18 protein-coding genes are annotated in these 18,745 nt (G+C 54.1%); 8 read left to right on the forward strand and 10 right to left on the reverse strand.

Annotation, left to right across the window (positions count from 1 at the left end):
- Positions 1–5: 5 nt before the first annotated feature.
- The 3 genes from INT84_RS00630 to INT84_RS00640 form a co-directional block, all read right to left on the reverse strand.
- On the reverse strand, positions 6–1,031 hold the full coding sequence (locus tag INT84_RS00630) for a LacI family DNA-binding transcriptional regulator (protein WP_194205229.1): 1,026 nt from the start codon (positions 1,029–1,031) through the stop codon (positions 6–8).
- A gap of 344 nt (positions 1,032–1,375) precedes the next feature.
- The gene (locus tag INT84_RS00635; RefSeq protein ID WP_194205230.1) at positions 1,376–2,230 is read right to left on the reverse strand and encodes a nucleoside-specific channel-forming protein Tsx; all 855 of its coding nucleotides are present in this window, start codon (positions 2,228–2,230) and stop codon (positions 1,376–1,378) included.
- A 407-nt stretch (positions 2,231–2,637) separates the two neighbouring features.
- On the reverse strand, positions 2,638–3,180 hold the full coding sequence (locus tag INT84_RS00640; protein ID WP_194205231.1) for a DUF3251 domain-containing protein: 543 nt from the start codon (positions 3,178–3,180) through the stop codon (positions 2,638–2,640).
- 155 nt (positions 3,181–3,335) lie between these two features.
- Between INT84_RS00640 and nrdR the strand changes: the two genes are divergently transcribed.
- The 5 genes from nrdR (at position 3,336) to thiL (ending at position 6,934) form a co-directional block, all read left to right on the forward strand.
- Positions 3,336–3,785, forward strand: coding sequence for a transcriptional regulator NrdR (gene nrdR, locus INT84_RS00645; RefSeq protein WP_194205232.1), 450 nt, complete (start codon positions 3,336–3,338; stop codon positions 3,783–3,785).
- Positions 3,786–3,789: 4 nt separating this feature from the next.
- Positions 3,790–4,893: a bifunctional diaminohydroxyphosphoribosylaminopyrimidine deaminase/5-amino-6-(5-phosphoribosylamino)uracil reductase RibD gene (gene ribD / locus INT84_RS00650; RefSeq protein ID WP_194205233.1), complete on the forward strand. Its 1,104-nt coding sequence runs from the start codon at positions 3,790–3,792 to the stop codon at positions 4,891–4,893.
- An 85-nt stretch (positions 4,894–4,978) separates the two neighbouring features.
- Positions 4,979–5,449: a 6,7-dimethyl-8-ribityllumazine synthase gene (gene ribE / locus INT84_RS00655; RefSeq protein ID WP_176916803.1), complete on the forward strand. Its 471-nt coding sequence runs from the start codon at positions 4,979–4,981 to the stop codon at positions 5,447–5,449.
- A gap of 19 nt (positions 5,450–5,468) precedes the next feature.
- Positions 5,469–5,888: a transcription antitermination factor NusB gene (nusB, locus tag INT84_RS00660; protein WP_176916802.1), complete on the forward strand. Its 420-nt coding sequence runs from the start codon at positions 5,469–5,471 to the stop codon at positions 5,886–5,888.
- 74 nt (positions 5,889–5,962) lie between these two features.
- The gene (thiL, locus tag INT84_RS00665) at positions 5,963–6,934 is read left to right on the forward strand and encodes a thiamine-phosphate kinase (protein WP_194205234.1); all 972 of its coding nucleotides are present in this window, start codon (positions 5,963–5,965) and stop codon (positions 6,932–6,934) included.
- Positions 6,935–7,573: 639 nt separating this feature from the next.
- On the opposite strand, the gene INT84_RS00670 is transcribed toward thiL, so the two are convergent.
- From INT84_RS00670 to xseB, 4 genes are read right to left on the reverse strand one after another with little or no spacing between them, the layout of a single operon-like run.
- Entirely contained in the window at positions 7,574–8,548 is a 975-nt protein-coding gene (locus INT84_RS00670) for an aldo/keto reductase (RefSeq protein ID WP_194205235.1), read from the reverse strand.
- A 55-nt stretch (positions 8,549–8,603) separates the two neighbouring features.
- Positions 8,604–10,466: a 1-deoxy-D-xylulose-5-phosphate synthase gene (dxs, locus tag INT84_RS00675; protein ID WP_194205236.1), complete on the reverse strand. Its 1,863-nt coding sequence runs from the start codon at positions 10,464–10,466 to the stop codon at positions 8,604–8,606.
- A gap of 22 nt (positions 10,467–10,488) precedes the next feature.
- A complete protein-coding gene (ispA, locus tag INT84_RS00680) occupies positions 10,489–11,388 on the reverse strand; it encodes a (2E,6E)-farnesyl diphosphate synthase (protein ID WP_194205237.1) in 900 nt (299 codons plus the stop codon).
- A complete protein-coding gene (xseB, locus tag INT84_RS00685; protein WP_194205238.1) occupies positions 11,389–11,631 on the reverse strand; it encodes an exodeoxyribonuclease VII small subunit in 243 nt (80 codons plus the stop codon).
- Positions 11,632–11,839: 208 nt separating this feature from the next.
- Here xseB and thiI point away from each other — a divergent pair, with 208 nt between their 5' ends.
- Positions 11,840–13,288: a tRNA uracil 4-sulfurtransferase ThiI gene (thiI, locus tag INT84_RS00690; RefSeq protein ID WP_176916796.1), complete on the forward strand. Its 1,449-nt coding sequence runs from the start codon at positions 11,840–11,842 to the stop codon at positions 13,286–13,288.
- Between the two features lie 62 nt (positions 13,289–13,350).
- Here thiI and yajL read toward each other — a convergent pair whose 3' ends face one another.
- Both yajL and panE read right to left on the reverse strand, forming a co-directional pair.
- Positions 13,351–13,941 (reverse strand): protein deglycase YajL, encoded by a 591-nt coding sequence (gene yajL / locus INT84_RS00695; protein ID WP_194205239.1) that lies wholly within the window; start codon positions 13,939–13,941, stop codon positions 13,351–13,353.
- A complete protein-coding gene (panE, locus tag INT84_RS00700; RefSeq protein ID WP_194205240.1) occupies positions 13,904–14,815 on the reverse strand; it encodes a 2-dehydropantoate 2-reductase in 912 nt (303 codons plus the stop codon). Before panE ends, yajL begins: the two co-directional genes overlap by 38 nt.
- 124 nt (positions 14,816–14,939) lie before the next feature.
- Between panE and INT84_RS00705 the strand changes: the two genes are divergently transcribed.
- Positions 14,940–15,431: a YajQ family cyclic di-GMP-binding protein gene (locus INT84_RS00705; protein WP_103674902.1), complete on the forward strand. Its 492-nt coding sequence runs from the start codon at positions 14,940–14,942 to the stop codon at positions 15,429–15,431.
- A gap of 37 nt (positions 15,432–15,468) precedes the next feature.
- Here the strand turns inward: INT84_RS00705 and INT84_RS00710 are convergent, their stop codons facing one another.
- Positions 15,469–16,833: an MFS transporter gene (locus INT84_RS00710; protein ID WP_194205241.1), complete on the reverse strand. Its 1,365-nt coding sequence runs from the start codon at positions 16,831–16,833 to the stop codon at positions 15,469–15,471.
- 501 nt (positions 16,834–17,334) lie between these two features.
- On the opposite strand from INT84_RS00710, the gene INT84_RS00715 reads away from it, so the two are divergent.
- A complete protein-coding gene (locus INT84_RS00715) occupies positions 17,335–18,672 on the forward strand; it encodes a glycoside hydrolase family 172 protein (RefSeq protein WP_228065769.1) in 1,338 nt (445 codons plus the stop codon).
- Positions 18,673–18,745 lie beyond the last annotated feature (73 nt).

Consider the following 18,745-nt stretch of genomic DNA (forward strand, 5'->3'; position numbering starts at 1 on the left):
ATTTGTTACGCTTGAGAATATTTACAACTTGATTCTCCGGGTTGTAAGTAGCAGGGGACCATAATTTTCCCTCTGCGATCCTGACCATCTATTTTTTCTATTAAACACTCACCGGCAATGCGGCCTAATTCTTTCAGTTGAAAATCAATACTGCTTAATGTGGGGCGGCACAATTCCGTGATGACCTGCCAGTTATCAAAGCTCACCACCGCTACATCGCCGGGGACGGATTTGTGGTATTCATATAACGCCTGTAGTACGCCGTGACCAATTAAATCATTCCCGGTAATGACGCCGTCGATCCCGATGCCCTGAGCCAGAAGATCCCGCACGGCGCTGTAGCCATGTTCCGAGGTCCAGCTTCCGTAGCTAAGAGGATAATTACGCAAACCCTGCGCCATCAGCACCTTCTGACAGCCCGCGTCACGCTGCTGCACGGCCATAAAACGCTCAGGCCCGGTGATTTGCACAATATTTTTGCAGCCCTGCTCGACCAGATGTTGACAGGCCAGCTCGCCCGCGCCGAAGTCGTCAGGCAGCACGCACATCGCATTGTCATCATCCACGTCGGTATAGGCATACACCACCGGCGTATTATTTTTTAAATTCAGCGGTTCGCGTTTATCCGTTTTGGCGGCGGTGACAATAATGCCATCTACATGTTTTGCTAATAAGGAGGCAATATGCCGTTTGAATTCCTGCGGCGAACCGCTGGCATTACACAGGAAAACGGAGATCTGCGCTTCTGCCAGCGCGCTTTCAATTCCTTTCAAAATAGGCAAACTAAATCGTCCGTAGCCGTCGCTGGATAATAAGCCGATGGTATAGGTTTTCTTCTGATGCAGCGAGCGGGCCAGTTCGCTGGGGCGATAATCCATATCATTAATGACGCGCGTAATTTTATCTTTGGTATGCTGACTAATCGACCCGGTGCCATTCATCACTTTGGATACGGTACTAATACTGACATTAGCCGCGCTGGCAATGTCTTTTATTGTGATGCGAGTTTTGTTATCGGCTTTTTTCATCATTTCTATTGCATCGGTTCGATCCTGTTGGCTGTGATTATAAAAAAAGGAAAACGTTTTCCTATTCGGTTTTGAGCAGAGTGAGAAAATGATCACAAATATACGCCGTGGATGACGAGTAACGTGATCCGTATAGCGTTTATACAATATTAAATATATTATTGAAATTAATAGGATGTGTATTTATATATCTGGAGATTATGTTTTTAGTTTTATAAATAGGCTCGGGGTATGGTTTATTAAATATTATTGACGATGTGATTATATAAATGCGAGCGGGGAAGGGGGAGCAGTAAAATAGCCCCCGATAAGTCGACAACACAGCCGACTTACCGGGAGAGCGGGGATTAGAAGTTATACCCTGCGACCAGATACCAGCCGAAGCCGTTAGACTTGATCGGCTCCGCCTGCCATACCGGCTGATCGCCATCGTTCCACTGACCACCGTTGTGGAAGTAACGCGCGACCACAGAGTAGTGCCAGTGATCGTAGTTCAGCCCCAGAACGTGACTGGAAGCAATGGAGTTGCTGGTGCGATACTGATCGTCGCCCAGGTCTGAACCCCAGTCAAAGTTGGTGAAGCCGATGTAGCTCAGGTGGCCGCCCCAGACGTCGGTGATCGGCACAAAGTATTTAATTTTGAAGCGGTAGCCATCCCACTCGTTTTCGTTAGAGGCACCGTAGTTTTGCCACTGGTACTTGGCATAAATGTTCAGATTAAGGCCAATTGGCAGACCGGTTTCCACGTCTGTACCCAGACCCATATACCAGGTGCTCTGACGACCCGCCTCGTTACGGCCCATATCGTAGATATAGTTGTTGGCGAAGTACCACTCTTTGAACGGGCCAACGCTCAGGTCGGAGTTGGTCAGTTTATCAATTGAAAAACGCGGTTCGATTTCGGTAAACAGTGGCGAACCGTGGTTCCAGATGCCGCGTGAATCGCCGTCACCGCCGAAGAAACGCGGCGCATCCACATAGCCGTAGAAGTCAAACCAGTCTTTTTTAGCGAACGCTTCGTATTCCAGATAGGTATCGTTACGTAATGCTGGCCCAAAGCGGGTGTGATAGCTGCCGACCACGTTGACGCTCTGATGCCACCAGTCGGAGAGGAACTGCGGTTTTTCCGCGTCGGCTGCCTGAGCGGTGAAGCCAGAAGAGAGCGCCAGCACTGCGCCTGCTGCAAGAATTGTATGTTTCATAGTTATGCCACTGTTTGAAAAATCCCTGACGGGAATGAAAAAGATGACTGCGCGTTACTAAATATTTCGAATTTCTGTGGTGCCTATTATAAGAATCATTGCTCACAAAAATATGTGTTGTTTCACATTCCTGTCACACACGTAATCGATTGCGTTCACGTTTGCGTACATTAACGGCGGCGATTGTACTGATAAGAGTGTTTGTTGCCAATATTTACCGGATTTAAATAAGTATGAGTGATGGTAACGGCCAGGCAGTGACCAGAAAAAACGATGGCAATCGGAAGCAGGGTGACAACAAAGACCGGTGGGTAAAGCAGGAATAGGGTTAGTGGGAACAAAGCCCAACCCGACAGCTGCGTCGGGTTGGGGCAATTATCCTGCGTCTGAAGGCTTACAGTACGTTGTCAGGGTTGCTGCGCGGGCTGAATATCATGGATTCGAACGAAACCTAATTGCTCAGGCGTAATACCGTTAAGCTGGAGCGGAATCTCAACATCGCTCGGAGCCAGCGTGCTGGCTGGAGCATTGATCAGCTGGTTCTTAACGTTAACTTCCTGATAATCCTGCGTCGTGCCCTGAAGTTGTCCCCACTCAACCGTGCCGCTGAAGGCTGGTAACGGATCGTTTGACTCCCCCTGAATACGCAGCGTGACGCGCGTGCCGTCTGCGTTCGGGGCAATATTTGCCAGCGACATACGCAGCATCCCAATCTGGCTGTTCAGGCGGGCTGGCGTATTCGCTCCCGGCAGCAGGTAGACGCCACTGGCCGATTTTTTATTCAGCGTATTTTGTTGGGTAATTTTTACCGTTTCCTGATTGAGCTGCGTCATCTCTTTATTGAGCGTACTGACGCTCTGATGCAGCTGGCGAACTTCACTTTGCGGCGCGCAGGCGGTCAGAGCAAACAGGCTTCCCAGCGCAAACACTTTCAAATAACGTCTTGTCATCGTGTCGATCCCTTTAAAAGGACAATTATTGTCATTATGGTAGAGGATAACGGCGCGTCTGCCATCGATCCATAGTCTCAAAAAAGCTCTTCCTTTGTAGTCCCGCCAGTTCAGGGTAAACTATAGGTCACATTCACCCCTCGTCAGGACGCGATATGCACTGCCCATTTTGTTTAGCCGTAGATACCAAAGTCATTGATTCTCGTCTGGTGGGTGAAGGATCTTCCGTGCGCCGTCGGCGACAGTGCCTGGTATGTAATGAACGTTTTACCACCTTTGAAGTGGCAGAACTGGTGATGCCGCGGGTGATAAAAAGCAACGATGTGCGCGAACCCTTTAATGAAGACAAGCTGCGCAACGGCATCCTTCGGGCGCTGGAGAAACGCCCGGTAAGCGCCGACGATGTTGAAATGGCGCTCAATCATATTAAATCGCAGCTTCGGGCAACGGGTGAACGCGAAGTTGCCAGTAAGATGATCGGTAACCTGGTGATGGAACAACTTAAAAAACTCGATAAAGTCGCCTATATCCGTTTTGCTTCGGTTTACCGTAGTTTTGAAGACATCAAAGAGTTCGGCGAAGAGATCGCCCGCTTACAGGATTAACCTCATGCAGGATGAAATATTCATGGCGCGAGCGCTGAAACTGGCGCAGCGTGGTCGTTTTACGACTCATCCCAACCCTAATGTGGGTTGTGTCATTGTGAAAGAGGGCCGGATTGTCGGCGAAGGTTATCATCGCCGTGCCGGCGAGCCGCATGCAGAAGTTCACGCCCTGCGTTTGGCGGGGGAGAATGCTCGCGGCGCGACGGCCTACGTTACGCTGGAGCCATGCAGCCATCACGGGCGCACGCCGCCGTGCTGCGAGGCGCTGATTGCCGCAGGCGTGACGCGCGTGGTTGCCGCCATGCAGGATCCTAACCCTCAGGTCGCCGGACGCGGGTTGTATCGCCTGAAGCAGGAAGGCATTGACGTCAGCCACGGGCTGATGATGAGCGAAGCTGAAGCGTTAAATAAAGGATTTCTCAAGCGGATGCGCACTGGTTTTCCGTATGTACAGCTTAAGCTGGGCGCATCGCTTGACGGACGAACGGCGATGGCGAGCGGGGAAAGCCAGTGGATCACCTCCCCGCAAGCGCGACGCGACGTGCAGCGTCTGCGCGCGCAAAGTCACGCGATCCTCACCAGCAGCGCGACGGTACTGGCGGACGATCCGCAGCTTAACGTGCGCTGGGACGAACTCTCCTCCGATACACAAGCGCTTTACCCGCAAGAAAGCCTGCGTCAGCCGGTCCGTATCGTAGTGGACAGCCAAAACCGCGTCACGCCTGAGCATCGCATCGTACAGCAGACGGGAGAAACCTGGTTTGCCCGCACCCAGGACGATGCGCGTGACTGGCCGCAGGGTGTCCGTACGCTGAAAATTCCGCCGCATAACGGGCATCTGGATTTGGTCGTATTGCTGATGCAACTGGGTCGTGAACAGATTAACAGCGTCTGGGTCGAAGCGGGTGCAACGCTTGCAGGCGCACTGCTTCAGGCCGGACTGGTCGATGAGCTGGTGGTCTATATTGCGCCTAAACTGCTGGGCAGCGATGCCCGCGGCCTGTGTGTTCTGCCAGGGCTTGAGAAACTGGCCGCTGCGCCCCATTTTAAATTCAATGAGATACGTCAGGTTGGCCCGGATATTTGTCTGCATCTGACTAACCTGTAGCGCCTGCGGTAAAAGAGAAGCAGCGCCTGAATTATTATGATAAAATCCGCCCCCCTGCGGGGCCATATGAACCCATAGGAAGAATATGAACATTATTGAAGCTAACGTTGCTGCCCCGGACGCTCGCGTCGCCATCACCATTGCGCGTTTTAACAATTTCATCAACGACAGTCTGCTGGACGGCGCGATTGACGCCCTCAAGCGTATTGGTCAGGTGAAAGACGAAAACATCACCGTTGTTTGGGTTCCAGGTGCTTACGAGCTGCCACTGGCGGCGGGCGCGCTGGCAAAAACCGGTAAATATGATGCTGTCGTGGCGCTTGGCACGGTGATCCGTGGCGGTACTGCCCACTTCGAATATGTGGCGGGTGGCGCAAGCAACGGTCTGGCGCATGTCGCTCAGGAGAGCGAAATCCCGGTTGCGTTTGGCGTACTCACTACGGAAAGTATTGAGCAAGCCATCGAACGCGCGGGAACCAAAGCCGGTAACAAAGGTGCAGAAGCTGCACTGACCGCGCTCGAAATGATTAATGTATTGAAAGCCATCAAGGCCTGAATTTTGTAAGGGGAATTCCGTGAAACCTGCTGCTCGTCGCCGCGCCCGTGAGTGTGCCGTCCAGGCGCTTTACTCCTGGCAGTTGTCCCAGAACGACATCTCTGATGTTGAATATCAGTTCCTGGCGGAACAGGATGTCAAAGATGTCGACATCGTGTATTTCCGCGAACTGCTCTCCGGGGTGGCGACTAACAGCGCATATCTCGACGGCCTGATGAAGCCGTACCTGTCCCGTCTGCTCGAAGAGCTGGGCCAGGTTGAGAAAGCCGTACTGCGTATCGCGCTGTTCGAGCTGTCCAAACGTGATGATGTGCCGTATAAAGTGGCCATCAACGAAGCCATCGAACTGGCAAAAACCTTTGGCGCTGAAGACAGCCACAAATTCGTAAACGGCGTGCTGGATAAAGCAGCCCCGGCGATCCGTCCCCGCAAAAAGTAATCTCCAGGCCGGAAGGGCAGAGCGGTCTCGCTCTGCCGCCGGCCTTATTCTTTGTTACTGCTGAGGCATAACGTATGGCATGTGGCGAATTTTCCCTGATTGCCCGTTATTTTGACCGCGTAAGAAGCTCCCGTCTGGACGTTGAAACCGGCATCGGCGACGACTGCGCGCTGCTCAATATTCCTGAAAAACAGACGCTGGCAATCAGTACCGACACGCTGGTCTGTGGCATCCACTTCCTTCCTGACATCGATCCTGCGGATTTGGCCTGTAAGGCACTGGCGGTGAACGTTAGCGATCTCGCCGCCATGGGAGCCGATCCTGCATGGTTAACGCTGGCGTTGACGCTGCCGGAAGTGAACGAGCCGTGGCTGGCGGCGTTTAGCGACAGTCTGTTTGAACAGCTTAATTATTATGATATGCAGCTGATTGGCGGCGACACCACCCGTGGTCCGCTGTCGATGACGCTGGGTATTCACGGCTTCGTGCCGCTGGGGCGTGCCCTTAAGCGCTCGGGAGCCAGACCGGGTGACTGGATCTACGTTACCGGTACGCCGGGTGACAGCGCCGCCGGGCTGGCGATATTGCAGGGCCGGCTTCAGGTTAATGATGAGGCTGACGCCGCGTATCTGGTAAAACGGCATTTGCGCCCAACCCCGCGCGTGCTGCACGGGCAGGCGCTGCGTGACCGCGCCAGCTCGGCTATCGATCTCTCTGACGGTCTGATTTCCGATCTCGGGCATATCCTGAAAGCCAGCGGCTGCGGCGCACGTCTCGATCTTGACGAGTTTCCGTTTTCTGCGCCGCTATTACGCCATGCCGAGCCTGAGCAGGCGCTGCGCTGGGCGCTGGGAGGCGGGGAAGATTATGAACTCTGCTTCACCGTGCCGGAGCTTAATCGTGGCGCGCTGGACGTGGCGCTGAAGCATCTGGGCGCGGCGTTTACCTGTATCGGACAGGTGGTTCCTGAAAGCGAAGGACTACAGTTTTTACGTAACGGTCAGCCCGTCACGTTTGACTGGAAAGGGTACGATCATTTCGCGTAATACGCATTGTTGACCCGGCCATAATATATGCAATGTCAATGCGTTACATATAACCGGTAGGCCCGGTAAGCGCAGCGCCATCGGGCAGAACCACAGCGGGTGCGTCAGCGCAGCTTTGCCGGGTGGCGGCTTCGCCTTACCCGGCCTACAATGTATGCAATATCAATGGGTTATACATAACCTGTAGGCCCGGTAAGCGCAGCGCCACCGGGCAGAACCACAGCGGGTGCTACAGCGCAGCTTTGCCGGGTGGCGGCTTCGCCTTACCCGGCCTACAATGTATGCAATATCAACGAGTTACATATGGTCTGTAGGCCCGGTAAGCGTAGCGCCACCGGGCAGAACCCGAATGGGTGCTACAGTGCAGCTTTGCCGGGTGGCGGCTTCGCCTTACCCGGCCTACAATGTATGCAATATCAACGAGTTACATATGGTCTGTAGGCCCGGTAAGCGCAGCGCCACCGGGCAGAACCACAGCGGGTGCGTCAGCGCAGCTTTGCCGGGTGGCGGCTTCGCCTTACCCGGCCTACAATGTATGCAATATCAACGAGTTACATATGGTCTGTAGGCCCGGTAAGCGCAGCGTCACCGGGCAGAACCACAGCGGGTGTTTCAGCGCAGTTTTGCCGGGTGGCTGTCTTATTTAAAACCTACCACCGGATGCTGTTGATACGGCGTTTCCAGCTCGGCAATCTGCTCAGGTGTTAACGCTAAATCCACCGCCTGCAACAGCTCATCAAGCTGCTCCTGCCGCGAGCTGCCGATAATCGGTGCGGCGACGCCGGGTTTACTGAGCAACCACGCCAGCGCCACCTGCGCCCGTGTTGCGCCAGTGTCTTCCGCCACACCTGCAAGCCGTTCGGCAATCTGTGCGTCGTTATCTTCTGTGGTGTTATACAGCGTGCTGCCAAACTCATCTGAAACCGAGCGGGCGGTCGTTTCGCCCCACGGGCGAGTCAGGCGACCCCGCGCCAGCGGGCTCCACGGGATCACCGCGACGCCCTGCTGGTAGCACAGCGGTAGCATCTCGCGCTCTTCTTCACGATAGATAAGATTGTAGTGATCCTGCATGGTAACGAACGGTGCCCAGCCGTGCTGTTTTTGCAGCGCCAGCGCCTGGGCAAACTGGGAGGCGTGCATGGATGAGGCACCGATATAACGCGCCTTACCCGCTTTCACCACGTCATTCAGGGCTTCCAGCGTCTCTTCAATGGGGGTGTTGTAGTCCCAGCGGTGGATTTGCAGCAGATCAACATACTCCATATTCAGACGGCGCAGGCTATCGTCGATGGAGCGCAGGATCTGCGCACGGGACAGTCCTTCTGCCAGATCACCCACCTGGTGATACACTTTGGTGGCGACAACGACCTCTTCACGACGCGCAAAGTCGCGCAGCGCGCGGCCGACAATTTCTTCACTGCTGCCGTCAGAATAGCTGTTTGCCGTATCGAAAAAATTGATGCCGCCTTCCAGCGCGCGTTGAATGATGGGACGACTGCTCTCTTCCGGTAAGGTCCAGGCGTGCTTGCCGCGATCCGGTTCGCCGAAGGTCATACAGCCGAGACAAAGGCGGGAAACCCTGAGGTCTGTTTTTCCTAACATGTTGTATTGCATGGTTCCACTCCTGCTATAAGGGTATCGTTAAGCATAGCAGGAGTGGGGAGGGGAGTTATGCGAGCCAGTTGCGGATTTTCGTTTCAATCCCTTCGGCATCAAGGCCAATTTCGGCACGGGCTTCTTCCTGGGTTCCCTGAGGAATAAAGAAATCCGGCAGGCCGAGGTTCAGCACTGGCACCGCTTTGCGCTGTGCCATCAATACTTCGTTCACGCCGCTGCCCGCGCCGCCCATAATCGCATTCTCTTCCAGCGTTACCAGCACCTCGTGCTGTTCGGCCAGTTGCAGGATCAGCGCCTCATCGAGCGGCTTCACAAAGCGCATATCCACCAGCGTAGCGTCCAGCGATTCCGCCACCTGCGCGGCGTCCGCCAGCAGGGTACCGAAGTTCAGAATAGCCACTTTCTCGCCCTCACGTTTCACGACCCCTTTGCCGATGGGCAGGGAGTGAAGCGGCTCCAGCGTCGCGCCGGTACCCGAACCGCGCGGATAACGTACCGCGCTTGGGCCATCGCTATAGTGATAGCCGGTATAGAGCATCTGACGGCATTCGTTTTCATCGCTCGGCGTCATGATCACCATATCGGGGAGGCAGCGCAGGAACGAGAGATCGAATGCGCCCTGATGCGTCTGACCATCGGCCCCGACGATCCCCGCGCGATCGATAGCAAACAGCACCGGCAGTTTCTGAATGGCAACGTCGTGGATCACCTGATCGTAGGCGCGCTGTAAGAACGTGGAGTAGATCGCGACGATCGGTTTATAGCCGCCAATCGCCAGCCCGGCGGCAAACGTCACCGCGTGCTGTTCGGCAATGGCGACGTCAAAATAACGATCGGGGAATTTGCGCGAGAACTCGACCATGCCAGAGCCTTCACGCATTGCGGGCGTCACCGCCATCAGCTTGTCGTCTCTGGCCGCCGTTTCACACAGCCAGTCGCCGAAGATTTTTGAATACGAGGGCAATCCGCCGCTGCTTTTCGGCAGTACGCCGCTGGTATGATCGAACTTTGGCACCGCGTGAAAAGTAATGGGATCTTTCTCGGCAGGCTCATAGCCGCGACCTTTTTTCGTCATAATGTGCAGGAACTGCGGACCTTTCAGGCCGCGCATATTCTTCAGGGTGCTCACCAGACTCAGGACATCGTGACCGTCAACCGGGCCGATATAGTTAAAGCCCAGCTCTTCAAACAGCGTGCCCGGCACCACCATGCCTTTAATATGTTCTTCGGTGCGCTTGAGCAGTTCTTTAATCGGCGGCACACCGGAGAAGACCTTCTTGCCGCCTTCGCGCAGGGAGGAGTAAAGCTTGCCGGAGAGAATTTTCGCCAGATGATTATTCAGCGCGCCAACGTTCTCGGAAATCGACATTTCGTTGTCGTTGAGGATCACCAGCATATCCGGGCGGATGTCGCCCGCGTGGTTCATCGCCTCAAACGCCATGCCAGCAGTGATAGCCCCGTCGCCGATCACACAGACCGTGCGCCGCTGTTTGTCCTCTTTTTCCGCTGCGACTGCGATACCGATGCCCGCGCTGATCGAGGTTGAGGAGTGGCCGACGCTCAAGACGTCATACTCACTCTCACCGCGCCAGGGGAAGGGATGCAGCCCGTCTTTCTGGCGGATGGTGTCGATTTTATCCCGTCGACCGGTCAAAATTTTATGCGGATAAGCCTGATGGCCGACGTCCCAAATCAACTGATCGAACGGGGTGTTATAGACATAGTGCAGCGCCACGGTAAGCTCAACCGTGCCAAGCCCGGAGGCAAAGTGTCCGCTGGAACGGCTCACGCTGTCGAGCAGGTAACGACGCAGTTCGTCGCACAGCTTCGGCAGGCTCTCTTTCGGCAAAAGGCGTAACTCCTGGGTGGAGTCGACCAGCGCCAGGGTCGGGTATTTGGCTATATCAAAACTCATAGAGACTCATCGCGGTGTTTGTTTATTTATCACGCTGGATTATGTAATTCGCCAGTGCTTCCAGTGCTGAGGTGTCGAGAGACTGTGCGGCCAGTTGACTGAGAGACTGGCGGGCATCGTCAATCAGATCCCGGGCTTTATCGCGAGCTTGCTCAAGGCCTAAAAGTGCGGGGTAGGTACTTTTGCCAAGCTGCTGATCGGCACCCTGACGTTTCCCTAAGGTCGCAGTATCGCCCACCACGTCGAGAATGTCATCCTGAACCTGGAAGGCCAGACCGATAGATTCTGCATATGTATCAAGAATGGGCAGTGCGTCACGTCCTTTATCGCCAGCGCTCAGCGCACCCAGCCTGACCGCCGCGCGGATCAGCGCCCCGGTTTTATGGCGATGGATACGTTCAAGCGCCGCCAGATCAACATGCTGTCCTTCCGCTTCCAGATCCAGCGCCTGTCCACCGCACATTCCCGCCACGCCGCTGGCCTGCGCCAGTTCTGCGACCATCGCCAGCCGATCGCGATCGGCAACATCCGGCATGGGCGCGCTGCTGAGGATCGAGAAGGCCAGCGTCTGCAACGCATCGCCAGCCAGGATCGCGCTCGCCTCGCCAAATTTAATATGGCAGGTGGGCTGACCACGGCGCAGATCGTCATCGTCCATCGCCGGGAGATCGTCATGGATCAGCGAATAGGCGTGAATACATTCAATGGCCGCCGCGGGCGCGTCCAGCGTCTGCGAAGTGACGCCGAACATCTCGCCGGTGGCATAAACCAAAAAGGGGCGCAGGCGTTTACCGCCTAACAATGCACCATAATGCATCGCCTCTACCAGCGGAGTGTTCTGAAACGGCTGCGGCTCAATAAACCGACGCAGCGCGCCGTTCGCCCGCTCAACACAAACGTGCAGTTGTTGGCTAAAGTCCATTTACTCAGCGTCCGGCGCAAAGGGGGTAAGAGGGGCCTCATCATTATCTGCCAGCAGGATCTGCACCCGTTGCTCAGCCTGTTGCAGTTTTTTCTGCCCCTGACGCGCCAGCTGCACGCCCTGTTCGAATTCGTTTAGCGCCTGCTCCAGCGGCAGGTCTCCGCTTTCCAGACGAGTGACAATTTGCTCCAGTTCGCTTAGCGCATTTTCAAAACTGGCAGGTGCATCGTTTTTCTTAGGCATAGTAAATGTCTGACTCTCAGTAGTTTCAGCTCAGGGGCTATGGTAACGGACCCGGAGTGATTAGCAAATAACGCGCAATGGTGAGGGCAGATGCACAGAATGACCGCGATGGTGGTATACTTGCGCACCTGGATGCAGCCGCAGGGTTGGGCTGCTGTACTATTCCCACTACAAGTCGCTTAAGACTTGCCAAAGAACCATTGCCGCCATGAAGTTTATCATTAAATTGTTCCCGGAAATCACTATCAAAAGCCAATCTGTGCGTTTGCGCTTTACTAAAATTTTAACCGGTAACATTCGTAACGTTCTTAAATCCCATAAAGACGATCTTGCCATCATTCGCCACTGGGATCATATCGAAGTTCGTGCTAAAGACGAAAACCTGCGTCCCGTTATTCGCGACGCGCTGACCCGCATTCCGGGTATCCATCATGTTCTGGAGGTTGAGGATGTTCCTTTTACCTCGGTACATGACATCTTTGAAAAAGCACTGGCGCTGTATCGCGAGCGACTGGAAGGCAAAACCTTCTGCGTGCGCGTTAAGCGTCGGGGCACCCATGAGTTTAGCTCTATTGAGGTTGAACGCTATGTCGGCGGCGGGCTGAATCAGCATATTGAATCCGCCCGCGTGAAGCTGACGAAACCAGACGTCACGGTTAATCTCGAAATCGAAAACGATCGCTTGCTGCTGGTGAACAACCGCGTAGAAGGGATTGGCGGTTATCCGATTGGTACGCAGGAAGACGTGATGTCGCTGATCTCCGGCGGTTTCGACTCCGGCGTCTCCAGCTACATGCTGATGCGTCGCGGTTGCCGCGTCCACTACTGCTTCTTCAACCTCGGCGGCGCGGCGCATGAAATCGGCGTGCGTCAGGTGGCTCACTATCTGTGGAACCGCTTCGGTAGCTCACATCGCGTGCGTTTTGTGGCGATTAACTTCGAGCCGGTGGTCGGCGAGATCCTTGAAAAAGTGGATGATGGCCAGATGGGCGTGGTGCTTAAGCGTATGATGATCCGTGCCGCCTCGAAAGTCGCGGAGCGCTACGGCGTTCAGGCGCTGGTCACCGGTGAAGCGCTGGGTCAGGTGTCCAGCCAGACGCTGACCAACCTGCGCCTGATCGACAACGTTTCCGACACTCTGATCCTGCGTCCGCTGATTTCACACGACAAAGAGCACATCATCGATCTGGCGCGTGAGATTGGCACGGAAGACTTTGCCCGCACCATGCCGGAATACTGCGGCGTGATCTCGAAAAGCCCGACCGTGAAAGCGGTGAAGGAGAAGATCGAAGCGGAAGAAGCGCACTTTGATTTTAGCATCCTCGACCGCGTGGTTGAAGAAGCCAACAACGTCGACATTCGCGAAATCGCCCAGCAGGCCGGGCAGGAGGTGGTGGAAGTCGAAACCGTCAGCGGCTTTGGCCCGAATGACGTGATCCTCGACATCCGCTCTGTCGATGAGCAGGACGATAAGCCGCTGAAAGTGGAAGGCATCGACGTGGTGACTCTGCCGTTCTACAAGCTGAGCACCAAATTCGGCGATCTCGATCAGAACAAAACCTGGCTGCTGTGGTGCGAGCGCGGCGTGATGAGCCGTTTGCAGGCGCTCTATTTGCGCGAGCAGGGGTTTAAGAATGTGAAGGTGTATCGGCCTTAATACTTCATACGCTGTGTTGTCTCGCAGCGTTACTTCCCGGCAGGCGTCTGCCGCCGGGTTTTTTACTCATAGTAATTATAAATCCCCGCCGCTATCACCAGTTGCGACGCCACTTCATGCGCTTTTTCACGCCCGACCAGCAGGTCGATAATCTTCAGGCCGAAATCAATCGAGGTTCCCGGTCCCTGGCTGGTTAACAGCTTCACGCGCGCATCCCACACTACACGTCTGTCCTGCCACTGTGCTTCGGGGATCTTATCTTTGAGCGCCGGAAAACCGGTCATATTCGCGCCAGGGAAAATATCGTGTGGCACCAGCACCGTGGCGGCAGCCGCGCAAATAGCGGCGACGATGCGCCCGGAGCGGTGGAACTGCTTCACGGTTTCGACCAGCAGCGGACTGTCGCGGAAACACTCCGCGCCTTTATTGCCGCCGGGCAGGATAATTACGTCGTAGTCGCCGTCGGCCACTTCGACCAGCGGCGCATCGGCGAGGATTTTCACGCCGCGTGAACAGGTGATAGTCAGGTTGCCATCGCTGGCGACGCTGGCAACCGTGACGTTAATACCGCCGCGAACCAGCAGGTCGATGGTGGTGACAGCTTCGATTTCTTCACTACCAGGGGCGAGGCATATCAGTGCTGCTGCGCTCATATTCACTCTCCTTTCGTTTCACCTGTTCAAACAGGCGGGTATTTTCCGGAACGGCGATCCCATGCGCGCGGGCGCGCTTAAGCAGGTAGCCGGTAATATAGTCAATCTCGGTATGACGCTGGCTGCGGATATCCTGCAACATGGAGGAGATATTGTCCGCCGTGCTATCAATAACCTGATAAACATAGTAAAGCAGATTTTCCAGCGAGGTATGGAATCCTTCGCGTTCCATCACTGCCGCTATCTCCTGGCACAGAGATTCAATTAATTCTGAATGACCACGCAACTCGCCGTTGCGGCAGTTCCACAGCGCAGTAATCGGGTTGATGACGCAATTAACCGCCAGTTTCCCCCAGAGGGCTGAATGGATATTGTTGTGCCAGGCGACGTCGGGGAGGACCTTTTGCAGGATATCTGCCAGCGTGCTGTAATCCTTCGGGTAGCTGCGAGCCGGGCCAATATGGGTGATCCCACTCGCCACGTGAACAATCACGTTGCCATCATGCCGCGCCGCGTGGGTGGTCGCGGAGACTAACAGCGGCTGTTTCAGGTTATGCAGCTCATCTACGGCACCCATCCCATTATGGATGAGCAGAATAGGGGACGTTTCAGGGAGGATCGCTGCCAGCGCTCGCACGGCGTCAGAAACTTGCCAGGCTTTAAGCGTGACCAGCAGTAAATCGCTCTGCGCCAGAAAGTCGGGATCGTTGGCTATCAGGGATTTGTTAAAGATCGAGCCATCCAGCTCAACCAGATTAACGCTGCAATACGGTTGCGGCACCCGTAGCCAGCCCTGTACATCATGCCCGCGTTTATGCAGCGCGGTTAGCCATAATTGTCCCAGTGCACCGCATCCGAGTACGGTAATTTTCATTCATCCTCCTCACCTGCAATACGTCCAGTATAGCGTTTTCAGCTATGCTTCTGGACAGAACAAGTTGAGTTATGCCGTGTGGCGGGTATTATGCATCGCAAAAGAAACGAAGGGAGAGGAAAAGATGCCATCTTTCGATATTGTCTCTGAAGTTGATCTTCAGGAAGCACGTAACGCGGTAGATAACGCCAGCCGCGAAGTTGAGTCACGCTTTGATTTTCGCAACGTTGAAGCCACATTTGAGCTGAACGATGCAAATAAGACAATCAAGGTACTGAGCGAATCTGATTTCCAGGTTAATCAGCTTCTGGATATTTTGCGCGCCAAGCTGCTCAAACGCGGCATTGAAGGGACGTCGCTGGACGTGCCGGAAACGTTCGTTCACAGCGGCAAAACCTGGTTCGTTGAAGCGAAGCTGAAGCAGGGCATTGAAAGCGCGATTCAGAAGAAAATCGTCAAGCTGATTAAAGACAGCAAGCTGAAAGTGCAGGCGCAGATCCAGGGCGAAGAGATCCGCATTACCGGAAAATCCCGCGACGATTTGCAGTCGGTGATGGCGCTGGTGCGCGGCGGCGATCTGGGGCAGCCGTTCCAGTTTAAGAATTTCCGCGATTAATGCTGTCGTCAGGGCGCGTAATATCGCCCTGACGTTTTTATACCGGTTTTATTGCCATTTCAATCTCAAAGCGGTTCGTCACTTTGCTGTCGATTTTGACGTACGCTGAATGTTCCTCTTTCACGACCAGCACTTCGCTAACGCCCTCTTTCGCCAGCAAACGTTCCTTCAACGCTTCGTCAGCCGCAACCTCCGGCGGAATTTCCACCCGCAGGCTACTAACATACGGCGGTTCTTTCATGGTGCTGGCGACCAGCAGCCAGAGCGTCGCCAGTAACGCGCCGGCGAGAAACACGGTCTGCGAGTCAAAAAGACCATCAACCCAGCCGCCCAGCGAGCCGCCAATCGCCACGCCGATAAACTGGCTGGTGGAGTAGACGCCCATCGCCGTGCCTTTATAGCCCGCCGGAGACTCTTTGCTGATCAGCGACGGCAGCAGCGCTTCCATCAGATTAAACGCCAGAAAGAACAACTGAACGCCAGCGATCAGTTCCCAGAAGTGCGGGCCTGCGCCCCACAGCACAATTTCGGCAATCAGCAGGATCGCGACGCACACCAGGAATACCCGCTTCATCCGCCGTTTTACTTCGGCATAAATAATAAACGGCACCACGGACACGAACGAGATCAGCATGGTGACCAGGTAAACCTTCCAGTGTTCCGCCGCCGGGAAACCCGCTTCCTCCATCTGGCCGGGGAGGGCGACAAAGGTCGACATCAGCAGAATATGCAGGCACATAATGCCGAAATTAAGCTTCAACAGTCCCGGCTCCATCAGCACTTTGCTAAAGCAGCCCTTTACCATCCCGGACTCGCGGTTCAGCACGTGACTGGTGCTATTGGGCACCACCCATAGCGTCAGGGCAATACCGACCGAGGCGAGGATGGCAATCATCCAGAACAGCGCGTTCAGCCCGAGCTTATGGGTGATCACCGGTCCCAGAACCATCGCAATCGCAAAGGTGATGCCAAAGCTGACGCCAATAAACGCCATCGCTTTGGTACGGTTTTGCTCACGGGTTAAATCGGAAAGCAGCGCCATCACCGCCGCGGCAATCGCGCCAGATCCCTGGAGCGCGCGCCCAAGAATAATGCCCCAGATGGAACTGGAGAGCGCGGCAATAATACTGCCGATGATAAAAATCGCCAGCCCGCCAACGATCAGCGGTTTACGGCCGATACGGTCGGAGAGCAAACCAAAAGGGATCTGGAAGACGGCCTGCGCCAGCCCGTAGATGCCAATCGCCAGGCCGATCAGCGCCTCGCTTGCGCCCTGGAGAGCCATGCCATAAGTGGTCAGAACCGGCAGGACCATAAACATGCCGAGCATACGCAAAGAAAATACGGTCCCTAAACCCCAGGTGGCGCGCAATTCGCCTGGCGTCATTTTATAATCGTTCATTACTACCTCGACGTGAAAATCGAACATAGTGTAGTGCGGCGAGGGGCAAGGGTAAACAAAGGGTTATTTAACAAATATTACATGGTGAAAACATTGTTCTAAAAATGAAAAAGGGGCCGCAAAACGATTCTGATAACCAGACGTAAGCCAGCGGACCATATGAATTCAGCTTCCTCAAATCCACGGATATCATCACGTCAGCACGATAACGAAACGTTATACGCTTAGACTTTATCCTCTCCGTTATAGCCGTCGCGCTCCTTTTTTCACTTCCAATATCCTTATATAAATTTTTTAACTTATTTATCAGCAGGTTAAAACAAAAATAATGATGGTTATCACATTATTTAATCAACTCTGTTGTCATGGTTTTTCCTGCGCATTACTTTGCTAACTCGAGTTAGCATTAGGGCAAAGCAGTATCGCAACGTTAACTTGAGCAGACTTTAACTACAGAGGTAGTACGTTACGTTTATCCGCCAGTGAAGGGAGGCGATGGAGATGTCAGTAGAAAAAATTGGCTTTATGCAGGATTTATGCCGCGTGAAAAATGCATCCAGCGGTCGGGTGTCAAGCTGGGACCAAAGCGGGCGCAATCAGGATTACTGGATGATACCGGCAGGTGAAACCGTCAGATTGGCGGATATCAGCGGGAGCGGGTGTATAACGCATATTTGGATGACCCAGTTTTGCCGGAAGATTATCGGTCCAGGGTTGATCGACCCGACGCTGGGGCAATACGTTGCGCCGATCAATGAAATCAATAATGCGCTGGGCGTCAGTTGGGAAGAACATGACGAAGCGTATTACCGTAAGGTGCTGCTGAAATTTTACTGGGATAACCAGCCTCAGCCCTCCGTTATTGTTCCGCTGGGGGATTTTTTCTGCATTGGGCATTCCATCCCGGGCAGCTTTACTTCACTGCCTTTTATGGTTTCTTGTCGTCCTGAAGAAAATTATAAGCCGGGCGCTACCGCCGCCTGTAATTGTTATCTGCCGATGCCGTTTAATGAGCGGGCGATTATTGAAGTAGAGAATCAGAACGATATTCCCTACGGACAATATTTCAACATTGATTTTGAATTTTATCCAGAAAAGCACGCTGCTGATATTGCGTATTTTCATGCATGGTGGAAACGCGAAAACCCCTGCAAAGGCTGGGCACCAGAGCTACAGGTTAACAGTCCGGAAGTCAATATCGCTAATGAAACTGGCGACGATAACTATATCCTTCTCGATATTGCCGGCGAGGGGCATTATATCGGCTGCAATCTCTCCGTTCGCCATCGCCAGTCGACATGGTGGGGAGAAGGGGATGAGATGATTTTTATTGATGATGATCCCGCCTGGCCGCCGACTATCCACGGTACAGGTACGGAGGACTATTTTAACCATGCGTGGGGAATGCAGGACTGTTCTGCGCCATTTATAGGTTCCTCTCTGCATGATTCACACGTGCCGGGGTTCCAGACCAGCTATCGTTTCCACATTACCGATCCGGTACATTTCAAAAAGCGAATTCGGGTGACGATGGAGCATGGTCACGCTAACCACCTGGCGGATGACTGGGCTTCAACCGTTTACTGGTATCAGAAGCTGCCTTCGCCATCGTTGACGATGCAGCCGGTTGAGGAGCGCATTCCGGCCAGACCCGGCGAGCCTTTTGCACCGCTGGAGGAGGTTGCGTTAAGCCCGGAAATGCTCAGGAGTAAAGAAAATGCCCGGCAACGACTGATGACGTGGCAGGAAAAAAGGCAGGCCGAGGTTGATAGAAAAATCGCTGCAACCTGGGTGAAAACGCAAAAAAATAAAGTGGTCAGCCCTTTTAGCCATAAATAAATATTAAGGCATACGCATTACTTTTTATATTTGCTGACGGATGCGTATGCCTGTTATTACCTTGTCCGGATTA

This window comes from Superficieibacter sp. 1612_C1, from assembly GCF_015234305.1.
Taxonomy (GTDB): domain Bacteria; phylum Pseudomonadota; class Gammaproteobacteria; order Enterobacterales; family Enterobacteriaceae; genus Superficieibacter.